18 protein-coding genes are annotated in these 20,517 nt (G+C 66.1%); 9 read left to right on the forward strand and 9 right to left on the reverse strand.

Annotated elements, in window-relative coordinates; translation table 11 throughout:
• Positions 1-30: 30 nt before the first annotated feature.
• The gene (locus tag HGB41_RS05695; protein ID WP_171082127.1) at positions 31-939 is read right to left on the reverse strand and encodes an alpha/beta fold hydrolase; all 909 of its coding nucleotides are present in this window, start codon (positions 937-939) and stop codon (positions 31-33) included.
• 136 nt (positions 940-1,075) lie between these two features.
• Between HGB41_RS05695 and HGB41_RS05700 the strand changes: the two genes are divergently transcribed.
• The 4 genes from HGB41_RS05700 to HGB41_RS05715 all read left to right on the forward strand — a co-directional run bounded on the left by HGB41_RS05700 (position 1,076) and on the right by HGB41_RS05715 (position 7,896).
• On the forward strand, positions 1,076-2,002 hold the full coding sequence (locus HGB41_RS05700; RefSeq protein WP_212760858.1) for a LysR family transcriptional regulator: 927 nt from the start codon (positions 1,076-1,078) through the stop codon (positions 2,000-2,002).
• Between the two features lie 89 nt (positions 2,003-2,091).
• Positions 2,092-4,506: a TonB-dependent receptor plug domain-containing protein gene (locus HGB41_RS05705; RefSeq protein ID WP_171082129.1), complete on the forward strand. Its 2,415-nt coding sequence runs from the start codon at positions 2,092-2,094 to the stop codon at positions 4,504-4,506.
• Positions 4,507-4,712: 206 nt separating this feature from the next.
• Positions 4,713-6,203 carry an ATPase domain-containing protein gene (locus tag HGB41_RS05710; protein WP_171082131.1) on the forward strand — a complete coding sequence of 497 codons (1,491 nt, stop codon included), beginning with the start codon at positions 4,713-4,715 and terminating at the stop codon, positions 6,201-6,203.
• Positions 6,190-7,896, forward strand: a complete 1,707-nt coding sequence (locus HGB41_RS05715; protein ID WP_171082133.1) for an ATP-binding protein — start codon at positions 6,190-6,192, stop codon at positions 7,894-7,896. Before HGB41_RS05710 ends, HGB41_RS05715 begins: the two co-directional genes overlap by 14 nt.
• A gap of 29 nt (positions 7,897-7,925) precedes the next feature.
• Here the strand turns inward: HGB41_RS05715 and HGB41_RS05720 are convergent, their stop codons facing one another.
• On the reverse strand, positions 7,926-8,723 hold the full coding sequence (locus HGB41_RS05720) for a hypothetical protein (RefSeq protein WP_171082135.1): 798 nt from the start codon (positions 8,721-8,723) through the stop codon (positions 7,926-7,928).
• Between the two features lie 198 nt (positions 8,724-8,921).
• Between HGB41_RS05720 and HGB41_RS05725 the strand changes: the two genes are divergently transcribed.
• Positions 8,922-9,107, forward strand: a complete 186-nt coding sequence (locus tag HGB41_RS05725) for a hypothetical protein (RefSeq protein WP_171082137.1) — start codon at positions 8,922-8,924, stop codon at positions 9,105-9,107.
• A gap of 263 nt (positions 9,108-9,370) precedes the next feature.
• Here HGB41_RS05725 and HGB41_RS05730 read toward each other — a convergent pair whose 3' ends face one another.
• Entirely contained in the window at positions 9,371-9,625 is a 255-nt protein-coding gene (locus tag HGB41_RS05730; protein WP_171082139.1) for an antitoxin Xre/MbcA/ParS toxin-binding domain-containing protein, read from the reverse strand.
• A 12-nt stretch (positions 9,626-9,637) separates the two neighbouring features.
• The gene (locus HGB41_RS05735) at positions 9,638-10,774 is read right to left on the reverse strand and encodes a branched-chain amino acid ABC transporter substrate-binding protein (RefSeq protein ID WP_171082141.1); all 1,137 of its coding nucleotides are present in this window, start codon (positions 10,772-10,774) and stop codon (positions 9,638-9,640) included.
• A gap of 263 nt (positions 10,775-11,037) precedes the next feature.
• Here HGB41_RS05735 and HGB41_RS05740 point away from each other — a divergent pair, with 263 nt between their 5' ends.
• The 3 genes from HGB41_RS05740 to HGB41_RS05750 all read left to right on the forward strand — a co-directional run bounded on the left by HGB41_RS05740 (position 11,038) and on the right by HGB41_RS05750 (position 12,449).
• Entirely contained in the window at positions 11,038-11,349 is a 312-nt protein-coding gene (locus tag HGB41_RS05740; protein ID WP_171082143.1) for a DUF4124 domain-containing protein, read from the forward strand.
• Between the two features lie 139 nt (positions 11,350-11,488).
• Entirely contained in the window at positions 11,489-11,884 is a 396-nt protein-coding gene (locus tag HGB41_RS05745) for a GFA family protein (protein ID WP_171082145.1), read from the forward strand.
• A gap of 118 nt (positions 11,885-12,002) precedes the next feature.
• A complete protein-coding gene (locus HGB41_RS05750) occupies positions 12,003-12,449 on the forward strand; it encodes an SRPBCC family protein (RefSeq protein ID WP_171082147.1) in 447 nt (148 codons plus the stop codon).
• Positions 12,450-12,464: 15 nt separating this feature from the next.
• On the opposite strand, the gene HGB41_RS05755 is transcribed toward HGB41_RS05750, so the two are convergent.
• From HGB41_RS05755 to HGB41_RS05770, 4 genes are all read right to left on the reverse strand, one after another.
• The gene (locus HGB41_RS05755; protein WP_171082149.1) at positions 12,465-13,799 is read right to left on the reverse strand and encodes an ATP-binding protein; all 1,335 of its coding nucleotides are present in this window, start codon (positions 13,797-13,799) and stop codon (positions 12,465-12,467) included.
• Positions 13,796-14,458: a response regulator gene (locus HGB41_RS05760; protein WP_171082151.1), complete on the reverse strand. Its 663-nt coding sequence runs from the start codon at positions 14,456-14,458 to the stop codon at positions 13,796-13,798. Before HGB41_RS05760 ends, HGB41_RS05755 begins: the two co-directional genes overlap by 4 nt.
• Before the next feature lie 48 nt (positions 14,459-14,506).
• Entirely contained in the window at positions 14,507-16,027 is a 1,521-nt protein-coding gene (locus HGB41_RS05765) for a Do family serine endopeptidase (RefSeq protein WP_171082153.1), read from the reverse strand.
• A 279-nt stretch (positions 16,028-16,306) separates the two neighbouring features.
• Entirely contained in the window at positions 16,307-16,765 is a 459-nt protein-coding gene (locus HGB41_RS05770; protein WP_171082156.1) for an Hsp20 family protein, read from the reverse strand.
• Positions 16,766-17,038: 273 nt separating this feature from the next.
• Between HGB41_RS05770 and HGB41_RS05775 the strand changes: the two genes are divergently transcribed.
• Complete coding sequence (locus HGB41_RS05775; RefSeq protein WP_171082158.1) at positions 17,039-18,148, forward strand: metallophosphoesterase; 1,110 nt, start codon at positions 17,039-17,041, stop codon at positions 18,146-18,148.
• 6 nt (positions 18,149-18,154) lie between these two features.
• Here HGB41_RS05775 and HGB41_RS05780 read toward each other — a convergent pair whose 3' ends face one another.
• A complete protein-coding gene (locus HGB41_RS05780) occupies positions 18,155-20,458 on the reverse strand; it encodes a DOMON domain-containing protein (RefSeq protein ID WP_171082160.1) in 2,304 nt (767 codons plus the stop codon).
• Between the last annotated feature and the right edge of the window lie 59 nt (positions 20,459-20,517).

A 20,517-nucleotide genomic window follows, 5' to 3' on the forward strand; every position in this document is an offset into this window, starting at 1 on the left:
TATTTCCTATTAAATGAATGGGTGTATGGATCAATCGATAAAGGCGCGGATTGCGGCGATGGTGGCGGCGGGCGCCTCCTCCATCAGCCAGTGGCCGGCGTCGGGGATGACCACCTCGGTCACATCGGTAGCGGCGTGGCGCATGACCATCGCTTCGTTCGCGCCAAATGACTTGGCGCCACCGATCGCCAGGACCGGCATGCGGAGCTTTTTGCCGGCGAGGGCTTTGCGGTTGTCTTCGGCGTCCTGGGGAAAGCTGCGGAACTGTGCAAAGGCAGAGCGCATGGCGCCGGGACGGGCGTAGAGCCTGGCGTAGTAGACGCGGGTAGCCTCGTCGACTTTCGCGGGATTGCCGGCGAACTCGTTCCAGAAACGGTCGAGGTAGATGCGCTCACGGCCGGCAACCAGGCGTTCGGCATCCGGGCCGCCAAAGGAGAAATGCCACAGCAAGGGATTGCGCACGATCTCGTCCCATGGACCGATACCTGGCACCGGCGCATCCATGACGACCAGGCGCTCGGTTTTTTCTGGATAGCGGGCCGCATACGCGAACGCCACCATAGTGCCGATGTCATGGCCGACCACCGCTGCGCGGTCGATGCCCAGGCGCGACAGGACGGCGCGTACGTCGCCGGCCTGCGTCCATTTGTCGTAGCCCCCCTCGGGATGGGACGACAGGCCCATCCCGCGCAGGTCGGGAACCACGACCGTATGCCTGGCGGCCAGCTCGGCGGCCAGCGGCGACCACATGGCGCCGGTGTCGCCGAAGCCGTGCAGCAACACCACCGCAGGCCCTTTGCCTCCCACCATCACGTGCAGGGTGGCGCCCTCGGACTGGACCTGCTGCGCCCGGAAGGACGAAGGAAAAGGCTGGACTTCCGCAGAGGCCGGCATGGCCAGTGCCAGGGCGATCGCGGCGCTTGCAATAAACTTGAACATGGTGACCTCCTTTCCCTGGCATGGGTGGCCGGCTGGCCCTCGCACTGCCCTTGGGAATGGATCGAGTATGGTTTAGGATGCTTGCAGCGGGTAGCCACCACATGCCGCACCAGCTTTCCGGAAAAAGCGAACAATCATGAAACTCGAGGGCATCGCCACCTTTGTTAGCGTCGCCGAATGCGGCTCGCTGACCGAAGCCGCGCGCCGCATGCGCGTGTCGCGCTCGGTCGTCAGCGACCGCCTGGTGGAGTTGGAACGTTCGCTCGGCACCCGCCTGCTGCAGCGCTCCACGCGCAAGGTCAGCGTGACCGAGGATGGCGCCGCATTCCTCGAGCGCGCCGTGCGCATCGTGCGCGAGGTGCAGGACGCTGCCGCCGAGTTGACCGAGCGCCGCGGCTCCCTCAGCGGGCCGCTGCGCATCTCGGCCCCGGTCACCTTCGGGCGCATGCACCTCGGCCCTGCCCTGTATGCCTTCCTTGCCCTGCATCCTGACATCCGACTGACGCTGGACCTGAACGACCGCCGGGTCGACCCGACCTCGGACGGTTTCGACGCAATCGTCCGCCACGGCCCGATGTCCGACAGCTACCTTGTCGCCTGGCCGCTGGCCACCAGCCGCCGGGTGATGGTCGCGGCGCCGGACTATCTGGCCCGGCACGGCACGCCGGCCTCCCCGACCGAACTGGAAGGCCATCGCGGCATCTTCTACAGCAACCGCGGCAGCGACGACTGGCGCTTCCTGCACCAGGGCCAGACTCTTGTGGTCCAGGGCCGACAGGGCGTGGTACTGAACAACGGCGACATGATGCGCGATGCGGCAGTTGCCGGACTGGGCATCGCGCTGCTGCCCTCCTTCATCGTCAGCGAGGCCCTGCAGGCGGGCACGCTGCGCATCGTCGATATCGGCATCGAGGCCGACCAGGAACACATCTATATCGCCCATCCGGACGGCCGCAACCCGTCCGCCAAACTGCGGGAACTGGCGGCCTGGCTCAAGGAGTCATTCGGCAGTCCACCCTATTGGGATAAAGCGGCAGCGGCCGGAAACGGCGATAGGACTTAGTTAGACCTTTACAACGTTGTGTTAATACCACATCGCCTTGGTACTCCGGCAGGGATTGTTTAGTATTCAATTTTCCCCCGGAGAAATCTGTGCTTACACTCAAACGCCTTCCCCAGTCGGTCCTGCTCGCCCTGTACGGCGGCGCCGCATTCGCCGCCCTGATCCCAGCCGCCCACGCCCAGGACACCGCATCGACCACGCCGACGGCGCCGGTCGCCGCGCAAGCCGAAGCCGTGCAGAGCGTGAGCATCGTCGGCTCGCGCCGCGTCGGTAACGCTTCCTCCACCGACACCGCGGTGCCGGTCGACTTCATCCCGATGACCAAGGCCACCGAGCAAGGCGGCCAGTTCGACCTGGCCCAGGTGCTGAACAACGTCTCCCCTTCGTTCAACTCGACGCGCCAGACCGGCGCCGACGGCGCCGACCTGGTCGATTCCGCCGCGCTGCGCGGCCTGGGCTCGGACCAGACCCTGGTGCTGGTGAACGGCAAGCGCCGCCACACGACCGCGCTGGTCAACCTGTTCGGTGCGCGCAACCGCGGCAACACCGGCACCGACATGAACGCGCTCCCGCTGATGGCCATCCGTAACGTGCAGGTGCTGCGCGACGGCGCCGCCGCGCAATACGGCTCGGACGCGATCGCCGGCGTGATCAACATCGAATTGAAGAAATCCCTTGGCTGCGAATCGGTGCTGGGCTATGGCCAGTACAGCGAAGGCGACGGCGAAAACTGGCTGGCCTCGGCCTATTGCGGCGTGGCCGTGGCCGGCGGCGTGCTGGGCATCACCGGCGAATATTACGACCGCGGCCGCTCCAACCGTGCCGAAGAAGGCAACCCGCGCATCATCGGCGACACCAAGGCGCAAAATAAGACCCTGTACGTGAACGGCGAATTCCCTGCCGGTCCGGGCAAGCTGTACCTGGCCGCGGGCGTGCAGACGCGCGACGCCTCGTCGGCGGCATTCGCCCGCGGCGGCCTGGGTTCGGACGACATCCCGTCGCGCAATTCGGCAGCCATGTACCCGGACGGCTTCGTCCCCTTCATCAACGGCGACGTCGATGACCGCTGGGGCACGGTCGGCTACCGCTGGCGCGTGGGCGAATGGAATGCCGACCTGTCGCAGACCTATGGCTACAACCGCCTCATGTACAACATCGCGAACACGCTCAACGCGTCGATCGCGAACCTCGACCTGACGGGTGGCGGCCGTGGCGTGAGCGCCTCCGCCTTCGATGCGGGCGGCTTCTCGTTCCGCCAGGCGACCACCAATGTCGACGTCAGCCGCTTCTACGGCGGCGTGATGAACGGCATGAACGTCGCCTTCGGCCTCGAGCACCGCCGCGAGAACTACAAGATCTTCGCGGGCGAAACCGGCTCCTGGATCGACGCCGACGGCGTCGGCGAAGGCGGGAATGCCGGCAGCCAGGGCTTCCCGGGCTTCCAGCCGGGCGACGAGACCGATGCCGACCGCCACAGCAGCGCCGGCTACGTCGACATCGAAACCGACGTCACCGACCGCTTCAAGCTGCAGGCCGCGCTGCGCCACGAGCGCTATTCGGACTTCGGCTCGACCACCACCGGCAAGCTGGCCGGCGCCTACCGGATCAACCCGCAGGTACTGCTGCGCGGTTCGGTCAGCACCGGCTTCCGTGCGCCGTCGCTGCAGCAGGCTTACTTCTCGTCGACCTTCACCGACTTCGTCAGCGGCCAGCCGCTGGACGTGGTGCTGGCGCCGAACGGCGGCCCGGTGGCCAATGCCGCCGGCATCCCGCAGCTCAAGGACGAACAGTCGAAGAGCTATACGCTGGGCCTGACCTGGTCGCCAACCCAGGCCACCTCGGTCACGGCCGACCTGTACCGCATCAACATCGACGACCGCATCGTGCTGTCGGGGCGCTTCGACGCCGACAACTACCCTGCCCTCGGCGCCACCCTGCAGCAGCTGGGCGTGGGCCAGGCGCAGTTCTTCGTCAACTCGGTGGACACCAAGACCCAGGGCCTGGACGTGACGGTGTCGAACCGCATGGACCTCGGCCCCGGCAAGCTGAACACCTTCCTGGCCCTGAACTTCAGCAAGACCGAAGTCACCGGCGTGCATGCACCGAGCGCCCTGATCGGCTTCGAGGACGTGCTGCTGTCCGAGCGCGAACGCCTGTTCATCGAAGAAGGCGCACCGCGCCGCAAGGCCACGCTGGGATTCGAGTACGCACTCGGCAAGCTGGAAACCTCGCTGCGCGTCGTCCACTTCGGCCCGCAGACCCTGGGCACCTTCTCGGGCCCGCCGGTGGCGAACCAGTATTACGAGGCCAAGACCTCGGCCGACCTGTCCTTCACCTGGGCCTTCACCAACAAGACCAAGTTCACGGTCGGCGGCACCAACATTTTCAACGTCAAGCCGACGGTGCAGGATGCGAACGAGACCGACAACGGCTTCAAGTACGAGAGTGTGCAGTTCGGTCTGAATGGCGCGGCCCTGTTCGCGCGCCTGTCGCACCGGTTCTGATACCAGTCCTGGCCGGGCAGCAGCATGGAGGGTCCCGATGGGACCCTTTTTTTTGTCCCGGCCCCATGCATGGAATGAGTAGTGTTCGCTTGGGAACAGAGCGCGCGCACGCGGATGCGTATAATTCGCTGAACAATCCTCGTTGGGTCTCAAGCAACGATTTTGACCAAAGTCCCGCGCCTCGGCGAGGCACCGATAGGCTTTCCATGAACACTACTGTCACACCCCGCATCTCCACCGGCATCACCGGGCTCGATGACATCCTCGGAGGCGGCCTGACGCCCCAGCGTGTCTACCTGGTCGAGGGTTCGCCCGGCGCCGGCAAGACCACGCTTGGCCTCCAGTTCCTGCTCGACGGCGTGGCCAAGGGAGAGTCGGGCCTCTACATCACCCTGTCCGAGACGTCCGACGAGCTCAGGGCGGTCGCCGCCAGCCATGGCTGGACCATCGAGGCGCTGTCGCTGTTCGAGCTGGCCGACGACTCCGAGCTCGACCTGGATGCGCAGCAGTCGGTGTTTCATCCGTCCGAAGTCGAACTGGGCGAGACCACCCGCAAGGTCATGAACCAGGTCGACGAAGTCAAGCCGGTGCGCGTGGTATTCGACAGCCTGTCCGAGATGCGCCTGCTGGCGCAGAATCCGCTGCGCTACCGCCGCCAGATCCTGGCGCTCAAGCAGTTCTTCTCCGCGCGCGCCTGCACCGTGCTCCTGCTCGACGATAAAACCAGCCAGGCCGACCAGCACCTGCACAGCATCGCACACGGCGTCATCAGCCTGGAGCAGATCGCCAAGGACTTCGGCAAGGAACGCCGGCGCGTGAACATCATCAAAATGCGCGGCCTGCGCTTCCGCGGCGGTTACCACGACTATACGCTCGACACCGGCGGCATTACGATGTACCCGCGCCTGGTGGCGGCCGAGCACACCAGTGAGTTCACGCCCTCCATTCGCTCTACCGGATCTGCCGGTTTCGACGAACTGCTCGGCGGCGGCCTGGTGCGCGGTACCAACACCCTGATGGTCGGGCCTTCCGGGATCGGCAAGACCACCCTGTCGACCCGCTGCCTGATGTCGGCCCTGGAGCGCGGCGAGAAAGCCTCGCTCTACCTGTTCGACGAAGGGCTCGGCACCTTCTTCGTTCGCAGCGCCGCGCTTGGCATGGACATGAGGCCATATGTGGACAGTGGCCAGCTGCTAATCCACCACATCGATCCGGCCGAACTGTCGCCGGGCGAATTCGCGCAGATGCTGCGCGACGCGGTCGAGCTGAGGGGCGTCAGTTTCCTCATCATCGACAGCCTGAACGCCTACCTGCAGGCCATGCCGGGCGAGCAATTCCTGATCCTGCAGATGCACGAACTGCTGTCCTACCTGAACCAGCAGGGCGTCACCACGGTGCTGGTGCTTGGACAGCACGGCATGATCGGCGAAGTAAAATCGGACGTCGACCTGAGCTACCTGAGCGACAGCACCGTGCTGCTGCGCTTCTTCGAATCGAACGGGCGCCTGCGCCGCGCCATTACCGTCATCAAGTGCCGCGCGGCGGAACACGCGCAGACCATCCATGAACTGCAGCTCAACCGCGATGGCATCGGCATCGGTGCGCCGATGGAAGGCTTCGAAGGCGTCCTGACCGGCCTGCCGAGCTACCGTGGCACGACTCCGATGATGGCCGCGCTGCCGCATGCAGCAAGCTAGCCCGCACGAAGAACGGATCCTGATCCTGGCGCCGCGCGGACGCGACGCCGAGGTCATGTGCTCGGTGCTGACGCGCGACAGCGGCCGTTGCGAGGTCGTGCACAGCTTCGCCGAACTGTCCGCCGGTATCGAGCATGGGGCGGGCAGCGCGATCGTGGCCGAGGAAGCGCTGCACGGCATCGACCTGGCGCCGCTGCATGCCTGGCTCGCACGCCAGGAGCCCTGGTCGGACTTCCCCTTCGTGATCCTGCTCGCCAAGGCCATCGGCCTGCCGCAGGAAAGCGCGCGCGGAAGGGTGGAAGAGCTGGGCAACATCATCCTGCTCGAACGCCCGCTCAACGCCCAGACCCTGCGCAGCGCCGCCAATTCGGCACTGCGCGCGCGGCGCCGCCAGTACCAGGCACGCGACCTGCTGGCCGACCGCGAACGCACCGCGGCCAGCCTGCAGCAAAGCCAGCACGCCCTGCTCTCGCTGAACGAGACGCTCGAGTCGCGCATCGAGGAGCGCACCCGCGCGCTGGCCCAAGCCAATGACCGCCTGATGAATGAAGTGATCGAGCGCGAACGCGTGCAGCAGGCGATGGTGCAATTCCAGAAGATGGAAGCGATCGGCCGCCTTACCGGCGGCATCGCCCACGACTTCAACAACCTGCTCAACGTGGTCCAGGGCAGCATGGACCTGATCCTGCTGCTGTCGAAAGACGAGGTCGCGAAGGGGCGCGCCGAGATCGCGCGCCGCGCCTGCCAGCGCGGCGGCAAGCTCACCAGCCAGCTGCTGGCCTTTGCCCGCAACCAGAACCTCGACCTGCGCCAGTCCGAAGTCGAGGCCCTGTTCGACGGCGTGCGCGAGCTGGTGGCCACCTCGGTCGGTTCCGCGATCCGGCTGCATTTCGAGGTCACCCAGCCCTGCGCCAGCGTGCTGGCCGATGCCAACCAGATGGAGATGGCCTTGCTGAACCTGGCCATCAATGCGCGCGATGCGATGGACGGCCATGGCGAATTGTCTTTCCACGCGGGCGACGCGGCGCCGCCGGACGGGCTGCTGCCGCCGGGCGACTATGTCCGTATCGCGGTCACCGACAGCGGCCAGGGCATGACGCCGGACGTCATCGCCAAGGTGTTCGAGCCCTTCTTCACGACCAAGGCGGTCGGCAAGGGCACCGGCCTGGGCCTCTCGCAGGTGTACGGCATGGCGCGCCAGTCCGGCGGCGCGGCGCGCATCCTCAGCCAGCCTGGCGCCGGCACCACGGTCGAGATCTGGCTGCCGGCCGCGCGCGGCCTGCACGAGCCCGAGCTGGCGCTGCCGCCCGCGCTGCCTGAAGTCAGGCAGGGAGCGCGCATCCTGATCGTCGAGGACGACAATTTTGTGCGCGAATCGATGGTGTCGTCCCTCGAGGCCTTCGGCCACGTGGTGACCCAGGCCCCCGATGGAGAAGCTGGCCTGCGCGAGCTGCATCGCGCCCGCCCGGACCTGATCATCACCGACTACCTGATGCCGGGTATTACCGGAGCCGAACTCATGTTGCGCGCGCGCGAAGTCTTCCCGGGAATCCCGATGATCATCGCCACCGGCTATGCGGACATGCATGCGATCGACGAGGTGCTCGGCAATGACATCCTGCTGCGCAAGCCCTTCCAGCTGGCCGAGCTGGCGGTGAGCGTCGAACGCGCGCTCGAGCGCGCAGCCCAGTAAGCGCTGCCGCGCTGGGCGGCACCGGCCCTTTACCGCTCCAGCGGATTGCTGCGCACATAGGCGATACAGCGGCGCAGCTTGTCCACCTCCGCCAGCGCCCGCTCGCTCCACAGTGCCTTGACGCTGGTGCGTTCCAGCAGTTCGGTGCACAGGGCTTCGAGCTGCGGGTCGCGCGCATAGTAGGCGGCCAGCACGTTGCGGGTGCAGCCGGGGTAACCCGTGAAATAGAAGGAGCTCGATACCGGCCTCGGATTGAGCACGACATTCAATCCCCTGGCCGTCTTGAACAGCGCCAGGATTGGCAACAGGCGCCGCTTCATCTGCAGCGCCATGTCGGCTACCGTGCGCCCTGCGTCGCCCGCCGTCCTCACGACATAGGTCTTGCCGCGGCCGAGTTCCACGCCCGGCGGCGGATCCATCAGCCAGGCCTGTTGCTCCAGCACGAAGGCTTCGTCGCCGGCAGCATGGTCCGGCGCAGTCGACCCGTATTCGAAATAGGCCGCGACCCTGCCTATCTTGTCGAACCAGCTGGCGACATCGAGCTTCCACACCAGGTGGTCCCCTTGCGCGGCGACCGACAGCCGCAATTCATGCGCGCCGTTCGGGAACGCGTGGCGGTACTGCCTGCAGGCGTCGTCCTGCGGATGCGGTGACGGCATGGCGGGTTCGAAACCCTGCTCCTCCAGCAGCGGCCCAAGCTGCGCGGCAATCATGGCCAGCAAGGGCTCCGGTTCGGAAAACAGGAAAGCGTGGCCGGGCAAGCCGCCCGCGCCAGCCGGCAAGGGAGGTGCATCCGGCTGCTGCCTGGCCTGCATTACATGACTCATCTGACGTGATTCCGGCCCCGGTGTGTTGACAAGGGCGGAGCATAGCACCGGCATGTACGGGCTAAAGTCATCAATTCTCACATCCGCCCGATGCCGGTGCCTTTCATTTCCCTTGCATTGGCAAGGCGACCTGGACGCCGTCGAAAACGAGTCGGTGCCACACTTGGCTCACCCAACGACATGCACCGAGGAGCAACCATGAGTATCGATCCGCACACGCAGGACCACGACGACGACGTGCACGCCGACGCAGAACAGGCGCACGAAAGCAAGGCCGGGCCGAACGAGGTCGACGGCCTGAAAGACAAGAAACCGGAAGACCTGACGCCGGAGGAGCTCAGGCTGATGGCCGATACGATGCCGGGCGAAGGACCGGGCAACTGACATGTTCCTCTTCTTCTCGAACAAGCTCGGTTGCCTCGGTTCCATCGCGGTCTCGGTCGTGCTGACGCTGCTGGTGCTGCTGTTGATCGGCGTGTTTTAGGTTCTTCTGTATCCAGAACCTTCAAACTCCGGTTAACCACCGGACCGTAGGGTGGGCGGATTCCGCCCACGCGGTGATAGTTGGAAAATGAACAGCCGAGCGGGCTGCAGCACCGTGATTTGAACGCGTGGGCGGACGAGCCGCCCACCCTACGGTGCAGCGATTACCGGCTTTTCAGCGTCCGCACATGCGCCAGCACTTCTTCCTCGCGGCCCGCGGCCACCGCCTGCGCCGCGGACTGCCCGCCCAGCGCAGCTTGCGGCTGGTCCATCCAGGCACTGGCCGCATCATCGCTTCCCAGCACGCCGCGTACTTCGTGCATCACCGTGTAATAGGCCTGCGCCTTGCGCGACTGCTGCCCGAAGCGTTCGCGCAGCGCGGCAAATGCATCGGGGTTCAGTTGCTTGTCATCCGCCATGGCGAGGTGTCCTTATTTGGTGACGGCCAGCAGCGAACGCTTGCCGCCCTTGAAGGTGTACAGCGTGATGGTGCCGTCGCGGATGTCGCCGCGTGCATCGAACGCGATCGGCCCGGTCACGCCCTTGTACTGGATCCTGGCTAGCACCGGCAGGTAGCTGGCCGGCGCCGAGGAACCGGCTTTCACCATGGCCTCGGCCATCGTCATTACCGAGTCAAAGGCATAGGGCGCGTTGATCTGCACGTCGATGCCGAAGCGCTTTTTATAATCGGCGCGGAACTTGTCCATGCCGGCCCTGGCCTCGCCCTGCACGCCGCCCGCTTCCGCGCACACGACCTGGCCATCCGCCATGGTGCCGCCTGAGAGCTTGTGGGTTTCGTCCGAGCAGATGCCGTCGCCCCCCATCATGCGCACGTTCATGCCGAGCTGCTTCATCTGGCGCAGCATCGGGCCGGCGGTCGCGCTCATGCCGCCAAAGAACACCAGGTCCGGTTTGGTCGCGCGGATGCGCGTGATGATGGCGCTGAACTCAAGCGCGTGGTCGTTCGTGAACTCGCGCGCCACCACCGTGCCGCCCTGCTTCTGCAAGCTACGCGAGAATTCAGTGACCAGGCCCTGGCCGTAGGCGGTGCGGTCGTCGACCACCGCGACACGCTTGGCCTTCATGCTGCCAACGGCGTAGCGGCCCAGCGCCTGGCCCAGCTGCACGTCATTGGCCACCACGCGGAAAGCCGTGTTGAAGCCCTGCTGCGTGTACTTCGGGCTGGTGCTCGACGGCGACACCTGCGGGATGCCGGCCGCGTGGTAGATCTTCGAGGCGGGAATCGTGGTGCCCGAGGTCTCGTGGCCAACCATGCCGTGGATCTTCGCATCCACCAGTTTCTGCGCCACGCTGGTGGCCTGCTTCGGGTCGCCCGCGTCGTCTTCGGCACGCAGTTCGAAACGCACTTTTTTCCCGCCGATGCTCGTGCCCCTGGCGTTGAGCGCCTCGATCGCCATGCGGGCGCCGTTCTCGGTGTCTTTGCCGAAATAGGCCACTGGGCCGGTCACCGCGGCCGCGTGGCCGATCCTGACCACTTCCTGGGCCGAAGCCGGAAGGCTCACGGCAAGGGCCGACAGCACGGCCAACAGGACTGCTTGCTTCTTCATCGATTCCTCGTCAATTTATCCGCCAGGACCGGCAACATTGGCCGGCCCAAAAGAACATTTTAACGTCAGCGCGCCAGCCCTGCCGGCGAGCCCATGTACGCTTGGAAAATCGCGTGACAATTGGATAGAATTCAGCCGGGAAACTCTTGTATTCTGCCCAACTTGCATACAGAGAGGGCCGGCCCGGCCAGGACCCCTCCAAGCCCGCGGAGACCACCATCCTTACCCCATCCTTGCGACGTATTGCCCGTTTTGCGGCAAGCGTGCTGCCATTCCTTGCCCTTGTGCCGGCCCACGCCGGCCAGCTGTCCGCCGACCACCCGCCCTACCGCTGCGACGACGGAGGCCGGACGGTGGTATCGGCAACGCCCTGCCCCGGCGGTAAAAAGCCGGATGAGCCAGTGCGGCGGCAGCGGCTTGGCGCCGAGGCCAAGCGCGAATGCGGCCTCCTGCAGACGGCCATCCAGGAATCGGAAACTGCCGAACGGGGACCGCGTTCGCCGATGATGGAATCGGTGCAGCAGGACCTGTTCATCCTGCGCAAGCGTTATAAAAAGCTGGGCTGCCAGATTTAGTCAGGTAGGATTGCAGTCGTTTGCGCATGCATGCGGTCAAACCAGGTCTACCATTCCAGCGAGCAGGTTTGTCGAGTACGAGCTGATTCCGGATTACAAACAGGTCATCAATTAAGCGCCGGGTTCTTCAGGAGGGAAAGTGATTACTCGCATCGCGTCTTGTAGTTGCGGCCAGCTGACGGCCCAGGTTAGCGGCGAACCGGTCCGCAACTCGATCTGCCATTGCCTGGCTTGCCAGCGCCGTACGGGCAGCCCCTTCGCGCAGCAAGCCAGGTTCCCGCGCGAGAACGTGCGCTTCGCCGGCACCTCGACCGAGTACGTGCGCACCGGGGACGAAGGCACGCGCGCCCGCTTTCACTTCTGCCCGCAATGCGGCGCGACGGTCTGGTATGAACCAGAAGCCTTCGACGGATTCGTGGGCATTCCGGTCGGCGCCTTTGCGGACCCCGCCTTTCCCGCCCCGACGGTGTCGGTCTACGAGGAGCGCATGCATGCCTGGGTCGTCCCTCCCCGCGATGCAGAGCATTTTTCCTGAGTTCGCCCATGCGGCAACAGGCCGGCGCGAAAAACTGCAGCGGCATGTCGAAACCGGGACTGCTGCTTCGTCATAGCACCAGAGGGTCGTCCTCTACTTCCAGTCAAGGGAACCGATCATGTCCACCAATACCGTAGAACTGCACCGCGTCCTCAAATCCACGGCCGACCGCGTGTACCGCGCCTTCACCACGCGCGACGCCTTTGCAAAATGGCTGCCCCCGAATGGCTTCATCGGCACCGTGCACGAAATGGACAGCCGGGTCGGCGGCCGTTACCGGATGTCGTTCACCAATTTCACGACGCAGCACAGCCATGCCTTCGGCGGCGAATACCTGGAGCTCGAGCCGGGCAAGCGCCTGCGCTATACCTCTGCGTTCGAGGATCCGAACCTGCCGGGCCAGATGCAGACCACAGTCACGCTGCGCGAGGTATTTTGCGGTGTAGAAGTGAAGATCAAACAGGAAGGGATCCCCGCGATGATCCCGGCGGAAGCCTGCTATCTCGGCTGGCAGGAATCGCTCGAGCTGCTGGCGAAGCTGGTCGAAGCCGAGATCAGGGACTAGCCGAAGGGTGAGTACTCAAGCCTTGAAGGCCACAGTGGCCGACAGGCCGCCCAGGCGTTCCGACTGCCCCAGCACCAGGCTGGCCCCATGCCGCTCGGCGATGGCCTTGATGATCGCCAGCCCCAGCCCGCTGCCGGCGGCCTCGCTGCCGGCGACGCGGTAGAAGCGGTCGAACACGCGCTCGCGTTCGTCAAGCGGGATGCCGGGGCCGCTGTCCTCGACCGTGACCACGATTTTATTCGGCTCGTTGCGCACCGAGATATCGGCCGTGCCGCCACCCGGCGTGTACTTGATCGCATTGTCCACCAGGTTGCGCAGCAGGATCTGCAGCGCGTCCGGCTGCCCTTCCACGCTGGCCGGGTCGGCTTGCTGCACGCCGACGTCGACGCCCTTGGCCGCAGCCACGCCGGCCAGGTCGGCCACGGTGCGGCGCGCGAGGTCGGCCAGGTCGACCTGGCGGCACACCGCGCCGGTGGCGGCGCTGGCTTCCTGGCGCGCCAGCACCAGGAGCTGCTCGACCAGGCGGGTGGCGCGGTCGATGCCGGCGGTCAGGCGCGACACCGCGACTTTGCGCGCTTCTGGCGACTCGGCGCGGTCCAGGCTTTGCGCCTGCAGCCGCAAGGCGGCCAGCGGCGTGCGCAGTTCGTGCGCGGCGTCGGCCACGAAATTCTGCTGGGCGTCGAAGGCGGTCTGCACGCGCCCGAACAGCAAATTCAGTTCCTGCACCAGCGGGCGCACTTCGTCCGGCAGGCCGTTGTCGGAGACCGGCGACAAATCGTCGGCCTGGCGCGAAGCCACCTGCTTGCGCACGCGCGCCACCGGTTCGAGCGAGCCGCTCACCACCCACCAGACGACCAGCATCAGGATCGGCATCATCACCGCGATCGGCCCCAGCGTGCGCAAGGCCAGGTTACCGGCCATGTTGCGGCGCACGGCCAGGTCTTGCGCCACCTGCACGGTCTGGTTCTCGGTCTGGATCGAGAACACGCGGTAGACGGTGTTGTTGGCCTTGACGTTGGAGAAGCCCAGTACCGCGCGCTGCGGCAGCTGGGCGCGCGAGACGCTGTGGAACATCTGCACCCCGTCGGGGGACCACATCTGCACCACCATGTCATTGCTGCCGCCTTCGGCCTGGACCCGCGCCTTGGCCTCGGTGTTCGACAGCGGCGTGCCGGAACGCAGCGACAGCGCCATCTGCTGCATGTGGTAGTCGAAGATCTGGTCGGCGTCGTGCAGCGCGGTGCGGTAGGCGATGGAAGCCTGCGCCAGCGCGGCGATGGTGATCGCCGCCAGCAGGTACCACAACAGGCGCCCACGCAACGAGTGGGTAACCTTGGATTTGAACTTCATGCCTTCGGCACCATGTAGCCGACGCCGCGCACGTTCTGGATCACGTCGCTGCCCAGCTTCTTGCGCAGGCCGTGGATATACACTTCGACCGCGTTGCTCGAGACCTCGTCGCGCCAGCTGTACAGCTTTTCTTCGAGCTGGGCACGCGACAGCACGGCGCCGGGCCGGGCCACCAGCGATTCGAGCACAGCCCATTCGCGCGCCGACAGCGAAACCGGGACGCCGTCGACCAGCACTTCGCGGGTGGCGGGATTGACCGTGAGGTTCTTGTATTCGAAGATGGGTTCGGCGCGTCCGGCAGCGCGGCGCAGCAGTGCGCGGATGCGCGCCAGCATCTCATCTAAATCGTAGGGTTTGAGGACGTAGTCGTCCGCACCGGCGTCCAGCCCGGCAATGCGCTGGGCCACCGAGTCGCGCGCGGTGGCGACCAGTACCGGCGTGCGGTCCTTGCGGGCGCGCATGGTACGCAGCACCTCGAGGCCGTCCTTGCGCGGCAGTCCTAAATCGAGCAGCACCAGGTCATAGTTCTGGTTCTGCAGGAGGGCCGTGTCGGCCATTTCGCCGTCCTTGACCCAGTCGACGGCGTAGTGCTCGGCCCTTAACAGGTCGAGCACTACTTCGCCGATCATCGTATCGTCTTCTACCAACAGTAGCCGCATGAATTCCCCGTTCTTGAAACACCTGCGGGCAAAGGACGCTACGCTTCCTTAACCAATCCGCACAGGAATGAAGATTCTGTCACTCCCGCGCTGGATCAGCAAGGCCACTGACTTGGAGGCCTTCGCCACCACGTCGCGGACCTGGTCGAGCGAATTGACCGCCCGGCCGTTAACTGAAATAAGTACATCGCCCGGCTCGACGCCGGCAATCGCCGCCGCACCCGAGGTTTCCTCGATCACGAGGCCGGACGCGATACCGCTCTGGCGGCGCTCGATCGGCTCCAGCGGACGCAGGGCCAGGCCCAGGCGCGCGCTGTTGTCGGGCGCTGCCGCCAGTTCTTCTTGCGGGCGCCTGGTCTTCTCGGCCGCATCGCCCAGGGTCGCATCGACCCGTACCAGTTTGCCGTCGCGCCAGACATCCAGCGCCACGCGTTCGCCCGGACGGGCCAGCGCAATGATACTCGGCAGGTCGCCCGAGGAGACGATCATCGTGCCGTTGACGCGGCGGATCACGTCGCCCGACTTCAGGCCGGCGCGTTCGGCCGGGCCGCCGCGCTCGACGCTGGAGATGAGCGCGCCTTCCGGCGACTCGAGGCGGAAGGAATCGGCAAAGGCCTGGCCGACTTCCTGCACGCTGACACCGAGCTTGGCATGTTGCACCTTGCCGGTAGCGACGATCTGGTCCTTGATCTTGACCGCGACGTCGATCGGGATCGCGAACGACAGGCCCTGGTAGCCGCCGGTCTGGCTATAGATCTGCGAGTTGATGCCCACTACTTCGCCGCGGGTGTTGAACAGCGGGCCGCCCGAGTTGCCAGGGTTGACCGCGACGTCGGTCTGGATGAAGGGCACCACGCCATCCTGCAGCGAACGGCCGGTGGCGCTCACCACGCCGGCGGTGACGGTGCTTTCCAGGCCATAAGGCGAGCCGATGGCCAGCACCCATTCGCCGGCAAGCAGGGAGCGCGATTTGCCGACCGGGGCCACCGGCAGGTTCTTCGCATCGATCTTCAATACGGCCACGTCGGTGCGCGGGTCGGTGCCCAGGACCTTGGCGCGGAATTCGCGGCGGTCCTGCAGCTTGACGGTGACTTCGTCGGCGCCTTGCACCACGTGGGCGTTGGTCAGGATGACGCCGTCCGGGCTTACGATGAAGCCCGATCCGGCGCCGAAAGTGGGAGCTCCGCGGCCGCCGCCGAAGCGCGGATCCTGGAACTGTCGGAAAAAATCGTAGAGCGGATGGCCCGGCTCGACCTGCGGCGCGTTGCCGCGGTTCGCGGTCTTGGTGCCGCCCCTGACCTGGATGTTCACCACCGCCTTGCCATGGTTGGCGGCGATGCGGGTGAAATCAGGAAGGGTGACCGTGGCGGCAGGCGTGCCCGCAGCAGGGGCGGGTGCCGGCGCGACGGCCTGCAACGGTGCAGCGACAGCGGCTGGCGCAGTTTCGGCTGCAACGTTGTTGTGGTTGACGGCAAGCGCACCGACCGCTCCGCCGACGACGCCGGCGGCACACAGGGCCAGCGTGAGGCGTTTGGCAGTGATGGCTGTGACGGCACCTTCGTTACGCATGTATGTGCTCCTGATGAAAAATGGTTGACCGATGATGGTGTCCATCGATGGTTGTATCTTCCCAAAGCTGGCTTAGACCATGCTTAAGCTGGCCTTAGGTAAGTCTTAACGTAGGGTGGGCGGGTCTCCCGCCCGCGCGTTCAAATCACGGTGATGAACACGCTCCGTGGTTTATCCACGTTCGTTGAACGCGTGGGCGGCGAAGCCGCCCACCCTACGAACCCCAATCGTCAAAAAGGGCGCCCCTCGGGACGCCCTCTTTCACACTACTGCCCTGCCTTAAGCGGCGTCGCGCTGTTCCAGCGTCTGCACGTTGGAGACCGCGCCGCTGGCATCGCCAATGTTGATCTTGCGCGGCTTGAAGGCCTCAGGCACTTCGCGCACCAGTTCGATGGTGAGCATGCCGTTATCGAACGAGGCGCTGGTGACCTTCACGTGGTTCGCCAGCTGGAAGCGCTGCTCGAAATCGCGGGCGGCGATGCCGCGGTGCAGGAAGGTATGCTGGGTCTCGTCTTTCTGCTTGCGGCCGGTGACGTGCAGGGTGTCACGCTCGGTGATGATTTCCACTTCGTCGCGGGTGAAGCCGGCCAGCGCCATCACGATGCGGTATTGGTCTTCGCTCACCAGTTCGATGTTGTACGGAGGGTAGCTTGGCTCGCCGCGCTGCTCGAGCAATGTGGCCAGGCGATCGAAACCGATGGCGGAACGGTACAGGGGAGTCAGGTCGAAAGTACGCATGGTAAGTATCCTTGTGATTTAAGCGATAAGTTGCCGGACCTCATCGTGAGCATCCGGTGACTCCAATCTAGTGCCATGCCAGGCCAGTTTCAAGGCATACGAAATATCGATTTTTAGGCAATTTTGCAAATTTTATTTGCATCGATATCGCACGATGGATCCAGGCCCAATGCTGTCGCTGCCTTGCGCTGGTTGCGCCCGTTTCACACCCCACCCGCACGCGATTCGCGGATCTGCGCTACCGTGGCGGCCACAACCACGACCCTTGTTCCCATGTTCTCGATTGTCCTCAACATCATCGGCACCCTGCTCCACCTGTACGTCACTGCCCGCCTGTATTCGATCGACGCGATCCGCAGCCGCATCCCGGCGCGAGCGTGGATCGTGGGCGCGCTCCTTGTCTGGCTGGTGTATTTCGCCGGCGTGCGTATCGGCGACGAAGCCCTCGACTGGCGCTGGTGGCCGGGACAGTTCGCGCTGACCTGGCTCGGCATCCTGTTCGTGATGGCGCTGCCCCTGCTTGCCGCCGACCTGCTCACCGGCTTCGGCTTCTGGTGGCGCGCGCATGCGCAGAAAGTACGGGCGAGCGCCGCCATCGCCGGCCTGCTGCTGGCCGCCTTCGCCCTGTTCCAGGGCATGCGCGCCCCGGTCATCGTCGAGCAGGAAGTCGTGCTGAAGAACCTGCCGCAAGCGCTCGACGGCACCGTCATCGTGGCGGTCAGCGACATCCATCTCGGCGCCCAGCGCCGCTCGGCATGGCTGGCGCGGCGCGTGGAGCAGATCAATGCGCTGCAGCCCGCGGCGGTGCTGATGCTGGGCGACCAGGTCGAGGACAATCCGGTCGGCGAAGCGCAACTGGCCCCTACCCTGCGCGCCCTGGACGCGCCGCTCGGCGTGTGGGCGGTGACCGGCAACCACGAGTTTTACGGCGATGCCGAAACGACGGTGCGCGAGTTCGAGGAAGGCGGCGTGCGCTGGCTGCGCGACCGCCAGGTGGAGCTCGCCCCGGGCCTGGTGCTGGCGGGGATCGAGGATATCGGCGCGGCCATGCGCCGCGGCGGCAGCCTGACCGGCGGCCTGGCGCGCACGCTGTCCACGCCTGGCGGCACGGCGACCATCCTGATGTCGCACATCCCGGCCGGCGCCGTGATCGACGAAGCGCGCGCACGCGGCGTCGACCTGATGCTGTCCGGGCACACCCACGGCGGCCAGATCTGGCCATTCAGCTATGCGGTGCAGAGCCGCTTCCCGAAATACATCGGTGCGCATGACATCGCAGGAATGACCCTGTACGTCACGCGCGGCGCCGGCAGCTGGGGCCCGCGCATGCGCCTGTGGCAGCCGGGAGAGATCATCAAGCTGACGCTGCGCGCGCCGCGCTGAGGTGCCTCAGAGCTCCCACTGCAGCTTGACGGTCAGCGACTTGCTGCGCGTGGCGGCCAGCGGCGACTTGTCATCCACATAGCCGGCCGACACCGAGCGCCCGTGGCGCCACAGGTGGCGGTACAGCAGCGAGCGGTGTACCTGGCGCTCGCTCCAGGCCTCGAGCTGGGTGACGCCGTCGTCGCGCCGCGCCGCCCAGGTGTTCTGGGCCAGCAGCCGTAGCGAGTCGCGCGGGGTAAAGTGCAGCATCGCGAGCGAGCGCCAGGCGTTGTCGGCAAAGGCCGGGTGGCCCAGGGTGCCCTGCACCCAGGTGCGGTTCCAGTGCTGGTCGAGTTCCAGCGCCCAGCCGCGCTGCAGCGGAAAGCGCAGGCCGACGTCGAGCGCCAGGTTGCCGCCCGGGCCGACGCGGTCGGCATCCACATCCAGCTGGCGCCCGAGCGTGACTTCGGCTGCGATCTTCGACACCCACGGAAACGGCGCCGTCTCGACGCCGAAGTGCAGTGCGCGCGTGTCGTGCAGCCTGCCGCCGCGGCGCCCGCGCTGGTGGTCGAACCCGAGCTGGGTCCAGAACTTGGTCTGGTGGGGCGCCGATATCCAGAATCCCGGCCGCAGCTTGCGCTCGACCACTTCGTTGCCCGGCTGGCCGGAGAGCGCATCGCCGAGCGTGCGCGTCTCGTGCACTCCCAGGTGCGCCTCGAATTGGTACAGCTCCAGGCCCCCCACCCGCTGTTGCCCGAGGATCCGGTTCAGGTCGATATCCATCTTGACGATACCGGCCTGCGGCACGAAACCGTTATCGTTGACAAAGCCCGGCCCGATAGCTTCAATCGCGAATTCGTTCCACCAAGCTTCCGAACTGTGGAGGTATTTGGCCTGCAGGTAGGCGCCGCTGCGGCGCGCGCTGCGAACCGGCAGCATCGCCTCGTCGAAGCCGGACGTGGTCCGCGAATGCATCGCGGTGACCGTGACCTGGCGCTGCCCCTCCTCGCCGCCGCCGCGCCACTGGCCATCGGCGCCGACCACCTCGTTGGCACCGAGCCCGCCGTAGGCGCGCTGCGAGGCAAAGGCGCCCAGCAGCAGCCCTTCGCCGTGCCAGCGCGCCCGCCACAGGCTGGCCAGCGTGGAGCGCAGCTGCACATACTCGAGGGTTTCGTAAGGGCGGCCGCGCAGCACCAGCCCGCCCTCCTGGTCGCGCAGGCTCATGGCGGTGGCATCGGCGCCCGCCGACCGCCAGGTGGCGCGCAGGCCCCAGGCCGGATCGCTCACCGTGCGCGAATAAAAGGCCGGCAGCGGCAGGCCCAGCACGTCCGCACTCTCCAGGAAGAAGCCGCGCTTTTCGGGGAGGCTCAGGGCGATATTGCCGGCGCCCTGGGATACCGGCTGGTCGACCTCTACTTGCGAATAATCGGGGTTGATGGTGGCATTGAACACCCAGTCGGCACGCGGGCGGGCGTTGATCTCGAGGCCAAGGTCGGCCGAACGCCCCCGCTGGCGCAGGGCGCCGTTTGCAGTACGGTCGCCGCGCATCGTGAGTTCGGGACGCAGTTCGAAGAAGCGCCGGTCGCGCGCCGCGGCGACCGTGCCATCCATGCCCTCGACCGGCTGCAGGAAAGCCAGGTGGCTCAGCGCATCGGTGCGCAGGGGAGCGCTGACCAGCATGGAGCCGCCTGCATGCGGGATGCTGCGCTCGACCATGACACGCCACTGCTTGCCGCCGGCATAGGGAAAGCGCAGGTTCGACAGCGGCCAGCGCACTTCCATGCTATAGCCGTCCTGCAGCCGGATCACGGCGGCGTCGATGGGAAAGTCGGGCCCCAGGTCGGACTCGTCGTCGGCGGCGCGGTGCAGGCCGTCGCTGAGGACGCCGGCGAGGTTCACGCGCACGAACTGGGCGGCGCGCCCATGGCCGACCGGATCGATCCAGATGCCGATGAAGTCCTGGTCCACGTCCACCTTGTCGCGTCGCGCCAGCGAGCCGCGCATCGCGGCCGGCGCATCGTCCCAGGCGCGGATGCCGAAGACGAGGGCGTCATCGGTGGCCAGCAGCCTGGCCTCGGTGCGCACGCCTTCCGGCAGAGGCTTGCCGTCGCGCGGCGCGTGCTTATGGAAGGCCTGGTAGGCAGGCGCGCCCTGCCAGGCCGGTTCGTCGAGCCGGCCGTCGACCACGGGCGCAGGCATGCCGGCGATGCGCATGGCGCGCATGCGCTGGCGTGGTTCGCCGCTCTCGACGGGAAGCTGCGCGCCGGCGTCGGCCGCAGCTAGTACGCCTGACAGCAACAGGCCTGGGACTTTCAACAGAAGGGTGGGCACGCCGCAACAATGAACCGCTCAGCCAAGGGGAGCGGAGTGTAGCATGGTCATATTGCAAG

The sequence above is a fragment of the Telluria aromaticivorans genome (assembly GCF_013003915.1).
GTDB lineage: Bacteria > Pseudomonadota > Gammaproteobacteria > Burkholderiales > Burkholderiaceae_D > Telluria > Telluria aromaticivorans.

Bases quoted from the DNA above. Each gene is read 5' to 3' on its own strand.
- HGB41_RS05695 (WP_171082127.1), bottom strand. From the start codon at position 939: ATGTTCAAGTTTATTGCAAGCGCCGCGATCGCCCTGGCACTGGCCATG.
- HGB41_RS05700 (WP_212760858.1), top strand. From the start codon at position 1,076: ATGAAACTCGAGGGCATCGCCACCTTTGTTAGCGTCGCCGAATGCGGC.
- HGB41_RS05710 (WP_171082131.1), top strand. From the start codon at position 4,713: ATGAACACTACTGTCACACCCCGCATCTCCACCGGCATCACCGGGCTC.
- HGB41_RS05715 (WP_171082133.1), top strand. From the start codon at position 6,190: ATGCAGCAAGCTAGCCCGCACGAAGAACGGATCCTGATCCTGGCGCCG.
- HGB41_RS05720 (WP_171082135.1), bottom strand. From the start codon at position 8,723: ATGAGTCATGTAATGCAGGCCAGGCAGCAGCCGGATGCACCTCCCTTG.
- HGB41_RS05725 (WP_171082137.1), top strand. From the start codon at position 8,922: ATGAGTATCGATCCGCACACGCAGGACCACGACGACGACGTGCACGCC.
- HGB41_RS05730 (WP_171082139.1), bottom strand. From the start codon at position 9,625: ATGGCGGATGACAAGCAACTGAACCCCGATGCATTTGCCGCGCTGCGC.
- HGB41_RS05735 (WP_171082141.1), bottom strand. From the start codon at position 10,774: ATGAAGAAGCAAGCAGTCCTGTTGGCCGTGCTGTCGGCCCTTGCCGTG.
- HGB41_RS05750 (WP_171082147.1), top strand. From the start codon at position 12,003: ATGTCCACCAATACCGTAGAACTGCACCGCGTCCTCAAATCCACGGCC.
- HGB41_RS05755 (WP_171082149.1), bottom strand. From the start codon at position 13,799: ATGAAGTTCAAATCCAAGGTTACCCACTCGTTGCGTGGGCGCCTGTTG.
- HGB41_RS05760 (WP_171082151.1), bottom strand. From the start codon at position 14,458: ATGCGGCTACTGTTGGTAGAAGACGATACGATGATCGGCGAAGTAGTG.
- HGB41_RS05765 (WP_171082153.1), bottom strand. From the start codon at position 16,027: ATGCGTAACGAAGGTGCCGTCACAGCCATCACTGCCAAACGCCTCACG.
- HGB41_RS05770 (WP_171082156.1), bottom strand. From the start codon at position 16,765: ATGCGTACTTTCGACCTGACTCCCCTGTACCGTTCCGCCATCGGTTTC.
- HGB41_RS05775 (WP_171082158.1), top strand. From the start codon at position 17,039: ATGTTCTCGATTGTCCTCAACATCATCGGCACCCTGCTCCACCTGTAC.